The sequence below is a fragment of the Vibrio sp. R10-SG3-ISO3 genome, assembly GCF_059834225.1.
Genome location: NZ_JCBDHE010000048.1, coordinates 23,023 through 38,295 on the forward strand (window position 1 = coordinate 23,023; position 15,273 = coordinate 38,295).

Annotated in this window: 15 protein-coding genes; 12 read left to right on the forward strand and 3 right to left on the reverse strand. The window is 49.0% G+C overall.

Annotation, left to right across the window (positions count from 1 at the left end; translation table 11 throughout):
* The first annotated feature begins 8 nt into the window (after positions 1-8).
* On the forward strand, positions 9-677 hold the full coding sequence (locus tag AC6R1A_RS14940; protein WP_500629772.1) for a DUF2726 domain-containing protein: 669 nt from the start codon (positions 9-11) through the stop codon (positions 675-677).
* A 5-nt stretch (positions 678-682) separates the two neighbouring features.
* On the opposite strand, the gene AC6R1A_RS14945 is transcribed toward AC6R1A_RS14940, so the two are convergent.
* Positions 683-1,723, reverse strand: a complete 1,041-nt coding sequence (locus tag AC6R1A_RS14945; RefSeq protein WP_500633338.1) for a GGDEF domain-containing protein — start codon at positions 1,721-1,723, stop codon at positions 683-685.
* 298 nt (positions 1,724-2,021) lie between these two features.
* On the opposite strand from AC6R1A_RS14945, the gene nirB reads away from it, so the two are divergent.
* The 6 genes from nirB to AC6R1A_RS14975 all read left to right on the forward strand — a co-directional run bounded on the left by nirB (position 2,022) and on the right by AC6R1A_RS14975 (position 7,860).
* Positions 2,022-4,580: a nitrite reductase large subunit NirB gene (gene nirB / locus AC6R1A_RS14950; RefSeq protein ID WP_500633339.1), complete on the forward strand. Its 2,559-nt coding sequence runs from the start codon at positions 2,022-2,024 to the stop codon at positions 4,578-4,580.
* Positions 4,581-4,596: 16 nt separating this feature from the next.
* Positions 4,597-4,920, forward strand: a complete 324-nt coding sequence (nirD, locus tag AC6R1A_RS14955) for a nitrite reductase small subunit NirD (protein ID WP_334552280.1) — start codon at positions 4,597-4,599, stop codon at positions 4,918-4,920.
* 119 nt (positions 4,921-5,039) lie between these two features.
* Positions 5,040-5,894 carry a formate/nitrite transporter family protein gene (locus tag AC6R1A_RS14960; RefSeq protein ID WP_500631132.1) on the forward strand — a complete coding sequence of 285 codons (855 nt, stop codon included), beginning with the start codon at positions 5,040-5,042 and terminating at the stop codon, positions 5,892-5,894.
* 103 nt (positions 5,895-5,997) lie between these two features.
* A complete protein-coding gene (gene cobA / locus AC6R1A_RS14965; RefSeq protein WP_500633340.1) occupies positions 5,998-6,774 on the forward strand; it encodes a uroporphyrinogen-III C-methyltransferase in 777 nt (258 codons plus the stop codon).
* A gap of 80 nt (positions 6,775-6,854) precedes the next feature.
* Positions 6,855-7,244 carry a glycine zipper family protein gene (locus AC6R1A_RS14970; protein WP_500633341.1) on the forward strand — a complete coding sequence of 130 codons (390 nt, stop codon included), beginning with the start codon at positions 6,855-6,857 and terminating at the stop codon, positions 7,242-7,244.
* Positions 7,245-7,380: 136 nt separating this feature from the next.
* A complete protein-coding gene (locus AC6R1A_RS14975) occupies positions 7,381-7,860 on the forward strand; it encodes a LabA-like NYN domain-containing protein (RefSeq protein ID WP_500633342.1) in 480 nt (159 codons plus the stop codon).
* Here AC6R1A_RS14975 and AC6R1A_RS14980 read toward each other — a convergent pair.
* Complete coding sequence (locus tag AC6R1A_RS14980) at positions 7,846-8,046, reverse strand: DUF2986 domain-containing protein (protein WP_500633343.1); 201 nt, start codon at positions 8,044-8,046, stop codon at positions 7,846-7,848. The genes AC6R1A_RS14975 and AC6R1A_RS14980 overlap by 15 nt on opposite strands.
* A 190-nt stretch (positions 8,047-8,236) precedes the next feature.
* On the opposite strand from AC6R1A_RS14980, the gene AC6R1A_RS14985 reads away from it, so the two are divergent.
* The gene (locus AC6R1A_RS14985; protein WP_500633344.1) at positions 8,237-10,123 is read left to right on the forward strand and encodes a methyl-accepting chemotaxis protein; all 1,887 of its coding nucleotides are present in this window, start codon (positions 8,237-8,239) and stop codon (positions 10,121-10,123) included.
* A 125-nt stretch (positions 10,124-10,248) separates the two neighbouring features.
* On the forward strand, positions 10,249-11,169 hold the full coding sequence (locus AC6R1A_RS14990) for a LysR family transcriptional regulator (protein WP_500631129.1): 921 nt from the start codon (positions 10,249-10,251) through the stop codon (positions 11,167-11,169).
* Between the two features lie 165 nt (positions 11,170-11,334).
* Here the strand turns inward: AC6R1A_RS14990 and AC6R1A_RS14995 are convergent, their stop codons facing one another.
* Complete coding sequence (locus tag AC6R1A_RS14995) at positions 11,335-11,643, reverse strand: hypothetical protein (RefSeq protein WP_487903459.1); 309 nt, start codon at positions 11,641-11,643, stop codon at positions 11,335-11,337.
* A gap of 399 nt (positions 11,644-12,042) precedes the next feature.
* On the opposite strand from AC6R1A_RS14995, the gene AC6R1A_RS15000 reads away from it, so the two are divergent.
* From AC6R1A_RS15000 to AC6R1A_RS15010, 3 genes are read left to right on the forward strand one after another with little or no spacing between them, the layout of a single operon-like run.
* Positions 12,043-13,461, forward strand: a complete 1,419-nt coding sequence (locus AC6R1A_RS15000; RefSeq protein WP_500633345.1) for an SLC13 family permease — start codon at positions 12,043-12,045, stop codon at positions 13,459-13,461.
* A complete protein-coding gene (locus tag AC6R1A_RS15005) occupies positions 13,451-14,785 on the forward strand; it encodes an ATP-binding protein (protein WP_500633395.1) in 1,335 nt (444 codons plus the stop codon). The genes AC6R1A_RS15000 and AC6R1A_RS15005 overlap by 11 nt, the downstream gene beginning before the upstream one ends.
* Positions 14,778-15,251, forward strand: a complete 474-nt coding sequence (locus AC6R1A_RS15010; protein WP_500633346.1) for a response regulator — start codon at positions 14,778-14,780, stop codon at positions 15,249-15,251. The genes AC6R1A_RS15005 and AC6R1A_RS15010 overlap by 8 nt, the downstream gene beginning before the upstream one ends.
* Positions 15,252-15,273: the final 22 nt, after the last annotated feature.

A 15,273-nucleotide genomic window follows, 5' to 3' on the forward strand; every position in this document is an offset into this window, starting at 1 on the left:
TGAATGGAATGGAAAGTGTTTTCATCGTTGTTGCGATACTAGTGATCTTCTTTTTCATCGTGCAAAAGCGATTTCTTAAGCAAGATGAGCTCAAAGACAGCGCCTACAAACGCAAGGGCGCACTACTCAACATGCAAGAGACGGCGTTTTACAATGCTCTTATCAGCGCGGTTGGTCAGCAAGCGGTGGTGTTGAGTAAAGTGAACATGGCGAACGTGATAGCGCCCAAAGCCACCGACAAAAAGCAGTGGTTTATCGCCAACAACCGCATTGCGCGCAGCTATTTCGACTATGTGGTGTGCGATCCTCGCTCTTTGGATGTGCGGGCCGTGATTGAGCTTGATGACGGCAAAGAGCTTAATAAAGGTAAAGTCGAGCGCCAGAAGCTGTTGATGCACGTATGTAAATCTGCCGGGATCCCGCTCATCGGTGCATCGGTCAAGCACAGCTATCAAGTCGGGAGACTGCGTCGATTGCTCGCCGCACATATTGATCTGATTGAATCGGATAAAGAGGTGCGTTTTTGCAAACGCTGCGGCAGCCCAATGAACATCAAGATCGCCAGCCAAGGGGAGTTCAAAGGTCGGCGTTTCTTTACCTGTAGCCGTCAACCTCACTGTACTTACACAGAAAACTACAATGTCGTGTTTGACGATGAGTCAGACACCGCAGAATAGCGGCCCTATGAGGCCGCCGCTTCATTGCATACCATGACCTGATTTCGGCCATTTTGTTTGGCGCGATAGAGCTCTTTGTCGGCTTCACGCAGCACACTTTCAAGATCGTGGTAGTGGTCGCACTGGTAAACCCCAATACTGACGGTTAAATGAATCGGCTCTTCACGAGAGTGAAAGTTTGCACGTTCAATCGTGGCGCGAATCTGCTCGGCTTTATGCATCGCCTGCGATAAATCCGTGTTGTGCAGAGCAACACAAAACTCTTCGCCCCCAATGCGATAGACCAGGTGCTCATCGCTTAAGGCATCAATCAGTGCCGCCGTCTGTATCAGCACCTTATCTCCGACATCGTGGCCAAATTGGTCATTGACCTGCTTAAAGTAATCCAAATCTAAGATCAGCAACGAGAGAGGCAGTGTTTGGCTCTCACGACGATAACGCTCGAAGTTATGCACCAACGCATGGCGGTTGTAGACACCCGTCAAAGCGTCTCGTGATGCCAAGTGACCTAAGGAGGTTTCAGAGGTTTTACGCTTGACCTCCAAGACGTGCGCAGTCACCCACACCGCGGCAAAGGCAAGCGCAAAGTTAATCGAGAGGTGGAAGTAATCAAGTAGGGCGGTATCGCCGTTTTTTTGAGAGATGATCACCAACTGTAAAGAGAATCCAATCGCTGTTGCAATGAAGCCTTGTCGACGACCAAGAATCAGATAAAAGAGAACAGGGTAAAGGAACGCCCACACAAACAAACCGTGCGCGACTGGGTGGCTATAGGTCGCGATGCTAATGATAGCCACCACGCTATAAATGTAGAGCACTGCTAAGGTGTTCGAGTGCCTGCCATGATAGCAACAGTAACCCACGTAAAGAGAGAAGGTGCAAAACATCGCTTCTATGTAGGCAAGCGTATAAAACGGTCCAACATAGACGTTCACAATGGCCACCAGCATCGACATGGCAGCCAACACTAAACTAAGCCAAAATAACGTTGCCCGTCGCAATTGCCGCGACGGTCGAAAAATATCGAGTTCGTTCCCTGAAGCCATCTGTTAACCGCTGTTTTATTATACTTTTGTTTGATTAATAGACATATTATGCCATTAATTTCACTAATCAAGTTCAGGCGTGAAGTAAGATCACACTAATGAAAATGAAATTAGGTGCACTGTTACAGTGTTAGTGTGATCTCAAAGCATAAATGGCAGATAGGTGTTTGAATTCACTTTAGTTCACGTCTACCCCTTTAGGGTAGTTTGATTTTTGAATTGATTTACGTCATGAAATAAATCAACCAACCGATAAACAATGCGCTCAGATATAAGCACCTAACTCTTAGGAAGTATTATGAGCAAGTTGAAACTGGTCATCGTCGGCAACGGCATGGTTGGCCATCGTTATCTGGAAGATTTGGTCGATAAGACGGATATCTCACAGTTTGACATCACGGTTTTTTGCGAAGAGCCTCGTGTTGCCTATGACCGTGTCCACCTTTCTTCTTACTTTTCTCACCATACCGCGCAAGAACTCTCTCTCGTTAAAGAAGGTTTCTACGAAAAACACGCGATCAACGTCTTGCTCGGTGAGCGCGCAATTAACGTCAACCGAGACAAACGCACCGTCTATTCAAGCTCTGGCCGTGAAATTCAGTACGACAAGCTGATTATGGCGACGGGCTCTTTCCCGTTTGTACCGCCAATCAAAGGCCGTGAAAGCAAAGATTGTTTTGTTTACCGCACCATTGAAGATCTAAAAGCGATTGAAGCGTGTGCGAAGAAGAGCAAAGTCGGTGTGGTTATCGGCGGTGGTCTACTTGGCCTTGAAGCTGCAGGCGCACTAAAAGCATTGGGCGTAGAGACTCACGTTGTCGAGTTTGCTCCTAAGCTGATGGCTGAACAGCTCGATCAAGCGGGCGGTAATCAACTTCGTAACAAGATTGAAAGCATGGGCGTGAATGTTCACACCAGCAAAAACACACTTGAGATTGCACCAGAAGGCAAAAATGCACGTAACGTGATGCGTTTTGCCGATGGCACTGAGCTTGAGACTGACTTTATTGTTTTCTCTGCGGGTATCCGTCCACAAGACAAGCTCGCTCGTCAAATGGAGTTAGAGGTTGCACCGCGTGGTGGTATCGCAATCAACGACTACTCACAAACGTCTGATGAAAACATCTATGCGATTGGTGAGTGTGCGTCTTGGAATGAGATGTTCTATGGCCTAGTTGCTCCTGGCTACAAAATGGCAACCGTAGCGGTTGATCACCTTCTTGGTAACGACAGCAAGTTTGAAGGTGCGGACATGTCAGCGAAGCTTAAGCTTCTTGGCGTGAAAGTAGGCTCAATCGGTGATGCGAACGGTCGTACTCCAGGTTGTAAGAGCTACGTTTACCAAAATGAAGAGCAAGAAGTTTACAAGCGCCTGATCGTTTCTGAAGATAACAAGAAGCTTCTTGGTGCCGTAATGGTTGGCGATACGTCTGACTATGGCGACCTTCTTCAGCTCATGCTCAACGAAATCGACCTACCAGAACATCCAGATACGCTTATCCTTCCAGCGCACGCAGGCGCAGAGAAGCCAACACTGGGCGCTGACGCGCTACCAGAAAGTGCGGTTATCTGTTCATGTTTTGACGTAACGAAAGGCAAAGTGGCACAAGCCGTTGCTGAAGGTCATCACACGATTGCTGACATTAAAGCGGCAACCGGTGCAGGTACTGGCTGTGGTGGTTGTATCCCACTTGTGACTTCAGTGCTTAATGCTGAGCTGGCTAAATCTGGTATCGAAGTGAAGAACGATATCTGTGAGCACTTCGCTTATTCACGCCAAGAGCTGTTCCACCTGATTCGCATCGAAGAGATCAAAACGTTTGATGAACTTCTTGAGAAGTATGGTCAAGGCTATGGCTGTGAAGTGTGTAAACCTGCAGTCGGGTCTATTCTGGCTTCTTGCTGGGGTGAGCACATCCTTAAACCACAACAGGTTAAGCTGCACGATACCAACGATAATTTCCTCGGTAACATGCAAAAAGACGGTACTTACTCGGTTATCCCTCGTATGGCGGGTGGTGAAGTCACACCAGAAGCATTGAAAGTATTGGCTGAAGTGGCAGCAGAATACAACCTTTACACCAAAGTGACGGGCGCGCAGCGTATCGGTCTATTTGGCGCGCAAAAAGATGACCTTCCGGCCATTTGGAAGAAGCTGATTGCCGCAGGCTACGAAACCGGTCAAGCGTACGCCAAAGCACTGCGTATGGCGAAGACATGCGTGGGCTCCACTTGGTGTCGCTACGGTGTTCAAGATTCAGTTGGGCTAGGCGTGATGATCGAGAACCGCTACAAAGGCATCCGTACGCCACACAAGATGAAGTTCGGTGTCTCTGGCTGTACGCGTGAGTGTGCGGAAGCGCAAGGTAAAGACCTTGGCATCATCGCGACTGATGCAGGTTGGAACATGTACGTCTGTGGTAACGGGGGTATGAAGCCACGTCACGCTGACCTGCTAGCAAGTGACCTAGACGAAGCAACGCTAATCAAGTACATCGACCGTTTCATGATGTTCTACATCCGTACGGCTGCGCCACTCCAGCGCACATCAGTATGGCTAGAGAACATGGAAGGTGGCGTTGATTACCTGCGTGAAGTGATTGTCAATGACAAACTGGGTATCAACGAACAGCTAGAAACGGACGTGGCGAAATTGGTTGAAGCGTTCCGTTGCGAGTGGACGGATACCATCAACGATAAGTCGCAGTTAAAACGCTTCTCACACTTCATCAACTCAGATAAGCGTGATAACAACGTCGTGTTTGTTGATGAGCGTGCTCAGCACCGCCCAGCCACTTACACCGAAAAACACCCTGAGGTGAAGGGCGACATCCTTCACGTAGCAGTGACTGAATAAGAGCGGAGTCGTCATCATGGCATTTGAAAAAGTATGTGACATCACAGACATCATCCCAGGCACGGGCGTATGTGCGCTAGTGAAGGAGCAACAAGTGGCAATCTTTCGTCCGTCAGAAGCGGAAGAGGTGTTTGCTATCAGCAACATGGATCCCTTCGCGCGCTCCAACGTGTTATCACGCGGCCTTATCGGTGAGCACAAAGGCGAGCTTTGGGTGGCAAGTCCACTGAAAAAGCAGCATTTCAACCTAGCAACGGGCGTGTGTATGGAAGATGAGCGCTTCAGCGTCAAAGCGTTTAATGCCCGCGTCGTGAAAGGGGCGGTAGAGATTGAGGGCTAGCGTTATCGCTTACTTTCTTTCTTAGAGTCAATAGATTAAAGGTTCCCTGTTGGCGCAGGGCTGCGACAGCTGGGAGCCTTTCCCTATTCACTTTTATTTTTAAACTTTATGGAGAGACAATGATGTCTGATTTCAAGCCTGCTGAATTCGTGCAAACGATGATCAACGTTGGTGAAGCGAAAACCAACACCCATACGCGAGATTTACTTATCCGTGGCTTTATGGCGGGTATTATCCTGTCACTGGCGGTGGTTCTGGCGCTCACGACGATTACCCAAACTGGGTTGGGTGTAGTGGGGGCGATGGTGTTCCCTGTGGGCTTTGTGATTTTGAGTATCATGGGTTATGACTTGGTTACCGGTGTCTTTGGCTTGGCGCCGCTAGCGAAATTTGAGAACCGTCCAGGCATCACCTGGGGCCGCGTACTTCGCTGTTGGGGGCTTGTTGGCCTAGGCAACCTAGTAGGCTCTATCTTCATCGCTTACATCATTGCACTGTCACTGACCTCCAACTTCACCAATGATGGCGGCGCCGTCGCTAAAACCATCATCAATGCATCAACAGCACGCTCGGCGGGTTTTGAATCATTAGGTATGGATGGTTGGATCACCTGCTTCGTGCGCGGCATTTTGTGTAACCTCATGGTGTGTCTCGGTGTGATTGGTAACATGACCGCACGCCGTTTAAGTGGTCGTATCGCCGCTATGTGGTTCCCTATCTTTATTTTCTTCGCGCTAGTATTCGAGCACGCAGTAGTAAATATGTTCCTATTCCCGCTAGGTATGATGCTGGGTGCGGATTTTGGTGTCGCGACATGGTTAAACTTTAACCTAATCCCAACGATTTTAGGTAACATTGTCGGTGGCCTTGTGTTTACCTGCATCCCTCTCTATCTCACTCACGCGAAAACAGCGCCAGCGCTTGACGCAGAAGAGACGAACGCGCAAGCAACTCCGGTATTGAACGCGAAATAATGTCACTCAGCCCCGCTCTCCGCGGGGCTGAATTTCGATAACAAGTGATGATTTCAATAGAGCGATTGTCACTTTTTATCGTGAATTTTTAAGAGTGGTGGCTATGTCTACAAACGCCGTTAACACAAATCAAGGTGGTTTTGTCTCTTTGGTCGGAGCGGGCCCGGGCGATCCGGATTTGCTGACAGTGAAAGGGTATCGAGTTATCCAGCAAGCGGAGGTCTTGGTTTACGACCGATTGGTGTCAGAGGCGATCCTCGCCATCGCTAACCCTGAGGCAGAGCGGATTTACGTGGGTAAACAGCTCGATTTTCACTGTGTACCGCAAGATCAAATTAATCAAATCTTGGTCGAAAAAGCCCAGCAAGGAAAACGTGTCGTGCGCCTTAAAGGTGGTGACTCATTCATCTTTGGCCGTGGTGGCGAAGAGTTGGAAGCGCTCGCCGAACACTATATCTCATTTGAAGTGGTGCCGGGCATCACCGCCGCCGCAGGTGCGACCTCTTACGCGGGGATTCCTTTGACGCACCGAGACCATGCCCAGAGCGTGCAGTTTATTACCGGTCATGTTCAACAGAATGGACAAGAGATTCAATGGTCCGCGCTGGCACAGCCCAACAACACGTTAGTCTTTTATATGGGCTTAAAACAGTGTCGCCACATTCAGGCCAATCTTATTGAGCAGGGTATGGATGTCGACATGCCCTGCGCCATCATCGAAAACGGCACTCGTAAAGAGCAGCGTGTCTTAACGGGTAAACTCGCAGATCTGGCGAGTCTAGGCGAACAAGCCGTGAGCCCCGCGCTGATTGTGGTCGGCAGCGTCACACAATTGCATCGTTCATTGCATTGGTTTGCACCAGAAAATAAGACGGAATAATCGTTATTCCTAGTGAAGCGGCGCAGGGCTGCTTATTCTCCTTAACAACGAATAAACGCGAACGCTTTGTTGGAGCAACGATGAAACGAATGACCACGTTATTTGCCACCCTTATCATGGCAGCCGGCGCAAACGCCAATTTGATTATTGATAAAAACGGCGTTGATGAGAAAGACTTCATCTACGATAAGCATCAATGTGAAGAGTTGGCCAATCAAGTGCAAAAAGACACCCAATCACGTGGTGCTGTCGGTGGTGCAGCCAAAGGCGCAGCGCTGGGCGCGGCGGGTACGGCAATCGCTGGTGGTTCAGGTTCGGAAGGTGCGAAGAAGGGCGCAGGCGTGGGCTTAGCGGTTGGTGTGCTTGGTGGCAGTAAAGATCGCCGTGAAAACCAGAAAAACTATGAAGCTGAACGCCAAACCGTGATGCGTAACTGCATGACCAACCGTGGCTACACCGTATTAAATTAACAACTCGTTGGCTAGACGAGCAATAGCGGCAGGGCTCTCTGCCGCTATTGTTATTGCCAATAGACCGATTTCTCAACCTCATCGAATTCTGTTACAGTGCCGAACCATTGCTAAATCACCAGGTTGGATGCACTTGATGGAAACCATCGCACTCTTTGTGGATGTGCAAAACATCTATTACACCACGCGCGCGCAGTTCCGCGCTCACTTCGATTACAACCAATTTTGGTACGTTGCGACACAAGGGCGTCAAGTGTCGATCGCCCATGCTTACGCCATCGCTTCTCATGATCCTAAACAACGCCAGTTCCACCACATCTTGCGTGGTATCGGGTTTGATGTGAAGTTAAAACCTTTCATCCAGCGTCAAGATGGCAGTGCGAAGGGGGATTGGGATGTGGGTATCGCGCTCGATGTCTATGAGGCGGCGGCCAAAGTGGATAGAGTCGTTCTGCTGTCAGGGGATGGGGATTTTACCTTGTTACTGGAGCGCATTAAGCAGCGTTTTAATACGTCCGTTGACGTTTACGGTGTCGAGGCACTGACAGCGCAAAGTTTGATAGAGGCGAGTGATCGATTCATCGCCATCGACCACGATCTATTACTGCGTCGCTGATTCTGAATCGGCTACGCTCTGCTCAGTCTCATTATCTGATACTTGGGTTGCGTTCTCTTCCTCGTTTTCAAGCTTGGCGCGCTCGGCTTTTGAGATGTAACGCGGCTTGTTGCTTTTGTGCAGCTTAGCGTTCGCTTTTTTCTGTTTTGACTTCAAAATCTGGTTGATGCGTTTTTTACGATTCATGGTGAACACCTTATCGAGTAGAGGGCGCACATCCTAGCAGATTCCACCTACGCTGCAAGACTCCCCCGTCATTTGAATGGTTGAATTATCACTCGTAATGATAGTTTCAGCATCAAGATTAACCCCGATCAATAAAGGATTGGCAGCATCGCTTTACCCTTAGTGCATATTTCAATAATGACAAAGGGAAATGAGTGTGAATTCATTCAAACTGAAAATATCCGCGGCGATTGGCAGCATGATTGTTGTCATCGTTGCATTGCTGACGGTGACTGGATTTTTATCATTCAAAGAGGAGAGCGTGGCTCTCAGCCAAACAGTGCTGATGGAGAAAAATGCTGCAGTAGAAACCTACCTAACTGAGAAGTTTACTGGCTACCAACACGTCTTGTCGGGCGTTAAGGTGAGCGTTGGTGATATCACTGACCAAGGTTTATCGACCAAAGCGGTGACGCAGTTGGAAATGCTTTATCGCACACAGCAGTCTTTTATTGAGGGCGCGTATATTATTGATGTGGATGGCGGCATATACAACGTGGAAGGTCGCCAAATGGATTTCAACGTTAAAGAGCTCAGCCGCTCTTATTACACTGCACTGTTCACACAAGGGAAGACATTTTTCGTTTCGCCGCCTTTTGTTTCTGCTGTGACACAAAAAGAAGTGGTGGTATTGGCCTACAAAATCAATCCTCAAGTGGCTGTGATCACCTCGATCTATCTCGATTCATTGCTGACTAAAATCAAAGGTCGCAATGACATGTTCCTATACGGTGAAGATGGCACTATTTTGCTATCCCCGTATCAAGATCTATTAGGAAAAGACATCTACCAAGAGCGCCCGCTCTATAAACAATTCAACAAGGATACCCAGATCCTACAATACGAGGCAGTCGTGGATGGTAAGGCGACCGACTTCACCGCTTTTTGGACAAAACTGGACGTCAGTGGATGGAAGTTTGTCACCTTCATCCGTGATGCGCAAATTGAGCGCAATGCGAACGATCAATTGATCACATCAGCTGTTATAGGCTTTGTGAGTCTGCTGCTAGCGATTGGCGTGCTGTTTGTGTTGGTCGACAAACTGGTATTAGTCCCGGTTGGCGGTACGCCCGATGAGATTGCGCATTTGATGGAAGAGATGGCCAAAGGGGATTTCAGTCAAGAGATCCCGCAAACGGGCAAAGAGACGGGTATTTATCTCTCTCTGATCAAGCTCAAACTGCAACTCTCTGAGCTGATTAAGAACACACACGGCATCTCGGAAAGCGTCTCCTCGGCGTCTGAGCAGCTCAACGTCATCATGAATGACACCAAATCCAACGCACATCAAGAGTTGGCGCAGATGGAGCAAATATCCACAGCCATCAATGAGTTGTCTTCTACCTCTCAAGAGGTGAGTCAGCAAGCGGTGCAAGCGGAAGAGGTTGCCAAAGGTGCACGTGAGAATGTCGCCAACGGTAAGCTGACTCTGGAGAAAAATATCGCCTTGACCGATTCTATCAGCGCCTCCGTAAATGACAGCGCGCAAATTGTCAGTGATTTGCGTCAGTTTGCGCTGGAGATCAGCAGTGTGATTGAAGTCATCAATACCATTTCAGAGCAAACCAATTTGCTGGCGCTGAACGCAGCCATTGAGGCGGCGCGTGCGGGTGAGTATGGGCGAGGCTTCGCCGTTGTGGCCGACGAAGTGCGCAGTTTGGCATCCAAAACGCAAGACTCTACCGTAAGCATCAAAGAGATCATTGAAAAGCTGCAAAAACAATCTGATGTGGCGCAGCACAATATGAGCAAAAATGTTGAGTTGATTGAGGAGTCAGTCGAGCTCGCCGATCGCGTCAAAGCCTCATTTGAAGAGATTTATCGCGCGGTGGACGCCATCTCTGAAATCAACACGCTAGTGGCCACCGCCGCGCAAGAGCAATTTAGCGTCACCGAGGACATTTCCCAAAACACCACTCACGCCTATGATCTGGTGCAAAAGAACGTCTCGGGTGTGGATGAAACGCTGCAAGCCTCGGCTGAGCTGTCAAAACTCGCGGTCACGCAAAAAGAAGAACTTGGCTTTTTCAAAGTGTAACGCCTTCGACTTGCACTTGGTTTATCAAGACTACACATTAAGCTCGCCATTTGGCGGGCTTAATTTTTTTGTGTAGCTCCGCTACTATGGCGTAATGAATGGTGGATAGATAATTAGAGGTGTGAATGGATTTGGCCAGTAGGATGGAGCTGTTGCTGGAAGTCTCGAAAGCGGGCTCGTTTGCCAAAGCGGCAGACCGACTCAATCTCGACCGTTCAGTGCTCTCTAAGCAGGTGAAACAGCTTGAAGAGCATTTAGGGGTAAGGCTTATCAACCGAACTACCCGTTCGTTGTCGCTAACCGATGTCGGCTATCAGATTGTGGATCAAGCCAATAAAGTCAGTTCGCTGCTCGAAGAGACCAAGCAAATTGCCGAGTCTTACCATAGTGAGCCGGTCGGCAACTTGAGGATCTCAAGCAGCACGCTGTTTGGGCGTAAGTACATTCAAAAGGTGGTGGAAGCGTTTTTGGAGAAATACCCGAAAGCGACCGTCAACTTGGTGCTGGATGATTTACGTGTTGATGTGATCAAAGAGCGCATTGATCTCGCGTTTCGCATCGGCCCAATGCGCGATTCGTCCATGGTGGCGAAACGACTGGCGGACAACAAATTGGCGCTGGTGGCGTCTGAAGAGTTTGTTGAGCAGCATGGTTTGCCTGAGACCCCTGAGCAATTGGTGGCCCTCCCTGCGGTTATTTACGCTAACAGCAGTATTGTGATTGATAAATTGCAGATCCACTCGAAAGATAACTTGCGCTTGGACACCTTCACCATGACCGGGCCATATCGCGTCAATGAGCCTCAGTTAGTGATAGACAGCGTTAAATCAGGGATGGGGTATGCCATGATTGGTCAGTTTATGATTTCCAAAGAAATCGAAAAGATGGGGTTGGTTCAGTTGCTCCCCGATTATCACATGCCCTCTTTTGGTGATGTCTACGCCCTGTATACTCACCGCAACGTTTCGCCTTTGGCAAAAGCCTTTATTGATATTGCTCAGCAAGTCATCGGGACGCCGCCAGTGTGGGAGCAGTACTTTAGCTAACATACACCAAGTAGATTGAGTGAAAGCAGAGCGAACCATAACGTCCGAGCAATAAAAAACGCCCAGTTGATACTGGGCGTTTTGATATACTGAGCAGACTGGCCGTACAAGGCGCGTCTCACTGTGACGATTCACGCAGACAGCTGTGGACAGCAACCGTCTAACTTAGAATGAAGTGAGGTAACGTTGTTCGCGAACGACTTCGCCGTTGTCATCAACCAGTTCAAAGGTGAAGGTACGGCCGTTATCGAACAAGTTTGCCGCAACGAAGGTGCCTTTTGAGCCTGAAATGTGAGTTTTGGTGCCGTTGCCGACGACTTTAACCGGTACGTTGCTGACCGGTTGGCCATCTTTCAATACGGTAACTTTCGCTTGGTTGTTGTTAGGTTCAACGTTCAGTGTGTAGTCGCTAGCCGCAAAAGCCATGCTTGAAGTCAGTGTGGTAAGGGCGAGTACTGATAATACTTTTTTCATCTTGATTTCCTCAGAATTTGTTCACATGGGAGAAATTGTTCTCTGTACGGAATGTATTCTGCGTGAAATCATAAATGTGATAAATATCACGTTTGTCATTTTACATGTGCAAAAATGGCAATAATATCGCTGTTGAATTTTAAATTAACCACCCCAATGTCACGAAATTAATTTTATTGTGGCTAAATCTGCACGTTTTTTTTCTGGCGAGCACGGATAACAGCACATTGAGCGCTTGATGTCAGTCACGTTGTCGCGTAGCACGTGAAAAGTGAGCTCTAGATCACATTCCAAATAACTCATTGGTATAGTTGCAAAAAGATTGATCCGACACTAGGGTCGTCAGCTTTCTAAAGCCTGATACTGCGGCGAGAAATTATTCTCAGGATGAGCTGTGTCATGCAAAAGTACTTGAAATTCATTATACCGATCGTGATTCCACTGATCGTTCTCGCCTTACCTCTGTCCGCTTTCCCGTTTGACGGATTTACGCTAGTACAACAACGTGTAACGGCGATTTTTTTACTGGCTGCGTTGTGCTGGGTATTTGAGCCGATCCCCATCTATGCCACGTCAGTGGTGATTATTGTGTTGGAATTACTGCTGGTTTCCAACAAGGGTATTTATTGGTTTCGCGCCAATGAGGGTGAGGCGCACTTTGGTACCTTACTCAACTACTCTGACATTATGGCGACCTTCGCAAGCCCAATTATCATGCTGTTTTTGGGTGGTTTTTTCTTGGCGATGGCCGCAACCAAATACCGGTTGGATGTGAACTTAGCACGAGTATTACTCAAACCGTTTGGCCATGATCCTAAGTATGTGATGCTCGGGTTAATGCTGATCACGGGCATCTTTTCCATGTTTATGTCCAACACGGCCACCACCGCGATGATGCTATCGATCTTAACGCCGGTGATTGCGCTGTTTGGCCCCAAAGATCCAGCGCGTGTGGCGTTTGCACTTTGTATTCCGGTCGCGGCCAATATCGGCGGCATCGGTACGCCAATCGGTACGCCGCCTAACGCGATCGCGTTGAAGTATCTGGTGGGGGAGAACAGCATCAGTTTTGGTGAGTGGATGGCATTTGGTGTGCCGTTTGTCGTGGTGATGATGGCGCTCGCATGGGTGTTAATGAACAGCCTTTATCGCGCGCAGCAGCAACGCATTGAATTGTCGATCAAAGGAAAATTCCTCAAGACGCCGAAAGCAATCTTAGTGTACGCGACATTCACTTTGACCATTGTATTGTGGTTGATGGGCTCTAGCCACGGTATGAACTCCTACACCGTGGCGCTAATTCCGGTCGCGATCTTCTCGCTCACCGGCATCATCAACAAAGAAGATTTGAAGAAGATCTCTTGGGATGTCCTATGGCTCGTTTCCGGTGGTATTGCGCTCGGTCTCGCGCTGGACAAAACCGGATTAGCACAAAGTGTTGTTCACAGTATTCCGTTTGATGCTTTCTCTCCTTACGTTGTCCTGTTTGGCGCCGCAATGCTCTGCTTGTTGATGGCGAATTTCATGTCTCATACCGCCACCGCCAACTTGTTGATGCCTATTATGGCCGCACTTGGCACCTCGATGACGTCACTGGCGCCATTGGGCGGTGAAGTGACCTTGATTCTTGTGGTGACATTCGCTGCATCCCTTGGCATGTCGCTTCCCATCAGTACGCCGCCCAACGCGCTCGCACACGCAACCGGTCACGTACAGAGTAACCAGATGGCAAAAGTTGGGGTGATTCTTGGCGTGGTGGGCGTGTTACTGAGCTTTGTGTTGGTGTGGATTTTAAATCTTGTCGGCTATGTTGGATAACGTCGTGGACGAGCTGATTTGTCACTATTTTTCAGATCCAGAACGCCAAATTGATTTGGCGGCGAATCAGGTGATCTTGCAACAAAATGGCAGTAACGATCGGCTCTACTATGTTCGAGAAGGTGAGCTTGAGGGGTTTGTTGAATCCGAATCCAAAGGCAAACGCATTAAGGTGTTTACCGCTGGGCCAAGTGCCTTCATTGGCGTGCACAGTTTTTTCTCCGGGACGTGGATGGCCTCCTCAACGGTCATCAGCAAAACGGACGTCAAACTGGCTTGGATTGATCGTACCACGGCAGCGGTGGAGCCTGAACGGTTGGGGCCGCTCAATGCGCAGTTTATGCCGGTGATGGTCAATGAACTTAATCGCCGCCAGCACCGAGCGACCCAAGAAGCGCTAGCCAAAGAAAAAGCATTGCAACAGCTGCATACCGCCGAGCAGATGACTACCTTGGGTCAACTGGCTGCGGGGATCGCCCATGAACTCAACAATGCGATTGGTGTTGTCAGTAGTAAAACGGAGCGCCTGCAACAAGAACTGAGTGAACTGCTTTCTGAGGTCAAACCTGCTTATAAGGCGCACTTTGATTTTGGCTTGCGGCAAGGGCAAATGATCTCGTCACGAGAGATTCGCCGTTTGGCAAAAAACATCGAGCAGCGCTATCACGTTGATAGCAAAACCGCCAGTGCGCTCGCACGTGCGTTGGCCAGTGATGAGGTGCCAAGCGAGTGGCTCAGCGATGTCGACTCTGCGCTCAAATATTGGCAGATGGGGCGGGGTATGCACGATTTGCGCAGTGCTGCGCGCCATTCTGTTGCCATCGTTAAATCGGTGAAGCAGCTTGGGCGTACGGACACTGAGCCGCTGGAGCTGCTCGACATCAACGACACCCTCAACAAAGCCCTTGCGTTGCTGCAAAGTGATTTACGCCGAGTGAATGTGCACTTGCGGCCTGCTCAATTACCAAGGATTCAAGGCACCTCGACCGAATTTGTTCAGGTATGGAGCAACATCATCAAAAACGCGTGTGATGCGATGCGCAGCACAGACGACCCGATGATTGAGATACACACTAAGGTGGTCAACCAGAGGATTTTGGTCACCATCGCAAACAATGGGCCAGAGATTGATGAGCCGACCCGGCGCAAAATTTTTCAGCCCAATTTCACCACCAAAAAAGGTGGTCTATCGTTTGGCTTGGGCCTTGGGCTTGCCATCGTTAAAAGAATCGTCAGCGAAAATGGCGGTAGTGTGGTGGTCAAAAGCGATCCTTCACGCACCATTTTTCGCGTTAAGTTACCGTTAGGAGAGAGCAATGGATAAGCTGAATGTCATTTGTGTTGACGACCAACGAGAAGTATTAAGTGCGGTCGTTCAGGATTTAGAGCCACTCAACCAATGGCTCACGGTGTTAGATTGTGAATCTGGTGAGGAAGTGCTGGAGCTAATGGATGAGCTTGATGCACAGGGCGAGTTTATCGCAGTCGTGGTCTCAGATCATGTTATGCCTGGAATGACAGGGGTAGAACTGTTAACCGAGATCACCAATGACCACCGATTTAAGTACACCAAGAAAGTATTGCTCACTGGACAAGCGACCCACACCGACACCATCACCGCTATCAACACCGCCGGGGTGAGTCACTATTTTGAAAAACCTTGGAGCGCAAAGGAATTGCAAGGGTGCGTGCGAAGCTTGGTGACAGAGTATCTCTTTGATATGGGACTCGATTATCAACCTTTTCATCAGCAGCTTGATCAAACCATCGTATTGAAACGACTCAGCTAGGCGCAAACAAAGCGTGAAAGTG

Coding starts and splice junctions, on each gene's coding strand:
- AC6R1A_RS14995 (WP_487903459.1), bottom strand. CDS start 11,643: ATGAAAAAAGTATTATCAGTACTCGCCCTTACCACACTGACTTCAAGC.
- AC6R1A_RS14940 (WP_500629772.1), top strand. CDS start 9: ATGGAAAGTGTTTTCATCGTTGTTGCGATACTAGTGATCTTCTTTTTC.
- nirB (WP_500633339.1), top strand. CDS start 2,022: ATGAGCAAGTTGAAACTGGTCATCGTCGGCAACGGCATGGTTGGCCAT.
- AC6R1A_RS14970 (WP_500633341.1), top strand. CDS start 6,855: ATGAAACGAATGACCACGTTATTTGCCACCCTTATCATGGCAGCCGGC.
- AC6R1A_RS14980 (WP_500633343.1), bottom strand. CDS start 8,046: ATGAATCGTAAAAAACGCATCAACCAGATTTTGAAGTCAAAACAGAAA.
- AC6R1A_RS14985 (WP_500633344.1), top strand. CDS start 8,237: ATGAGTGTGAATTCATTCAAACTGAAAATATCCGCGGCGATTGGCAGC.
- AC6R1A_RS14945 (WP_500633338.1), bottom strand. CDS start 1,723: ATGGCTTCAGGGAACGAACTCGATATTTTTCGACCGTCGCGGCAATTG.
- AC6R1A_RS15005 (WP_500633395.1), top strand. CDS start 13,451: ATGTTGGATAACGTCGTGGACGAGCTGATTTGTCACTATTTTTCAGAT.
- cobA (WP_500633340.1), top strand. CDS start 5,998: ATGTCTACAAACGCCGTTAACACAAATCAAGGTGGTTTTGTCTCTTTG.
- AC6R1A_RS14960 (WP_500631132.1), top strand. CDS start 5,040: ATGATGTCTGATTTCAAGCCTGCTGAATTCGTGCAAACGATGATCAAC.
- AC6R1A_RS15000 (WP_500633345.1), top strand. CDS start 12,043: ATGCAAAAGTACTTGAAATTCATTATACCGATCGTGATTCCACTGATC.
- AC6R1A_RS14975 (WP_500633342.1), top strand. CDS start 7,381: ATGGAAACCATCGCACTCTTTGTGGATGTGCAAAACATCTATTACACC.
- AC6R1A_RS14990 (WP_500631129.1), top strand. CDS start 10,249: ATGGATTTGGCCAGTAGGATGGAGCTGTTGCTGGAAGTCTCGAAAGCG.
- nirD (WP_334552280.1), top strand. CDS start 4,597: ATGGCATTTGAAAAAGTATGTGACATCACAGACATCATCCCAGGCACG.
- AC6R1A_RS15010 (WP_500633346.1), top strand. CDS start 14,778: ATGGATAAGCTGAATGTCATTTGTGTTGACGACCAACGAGAAGTATTA.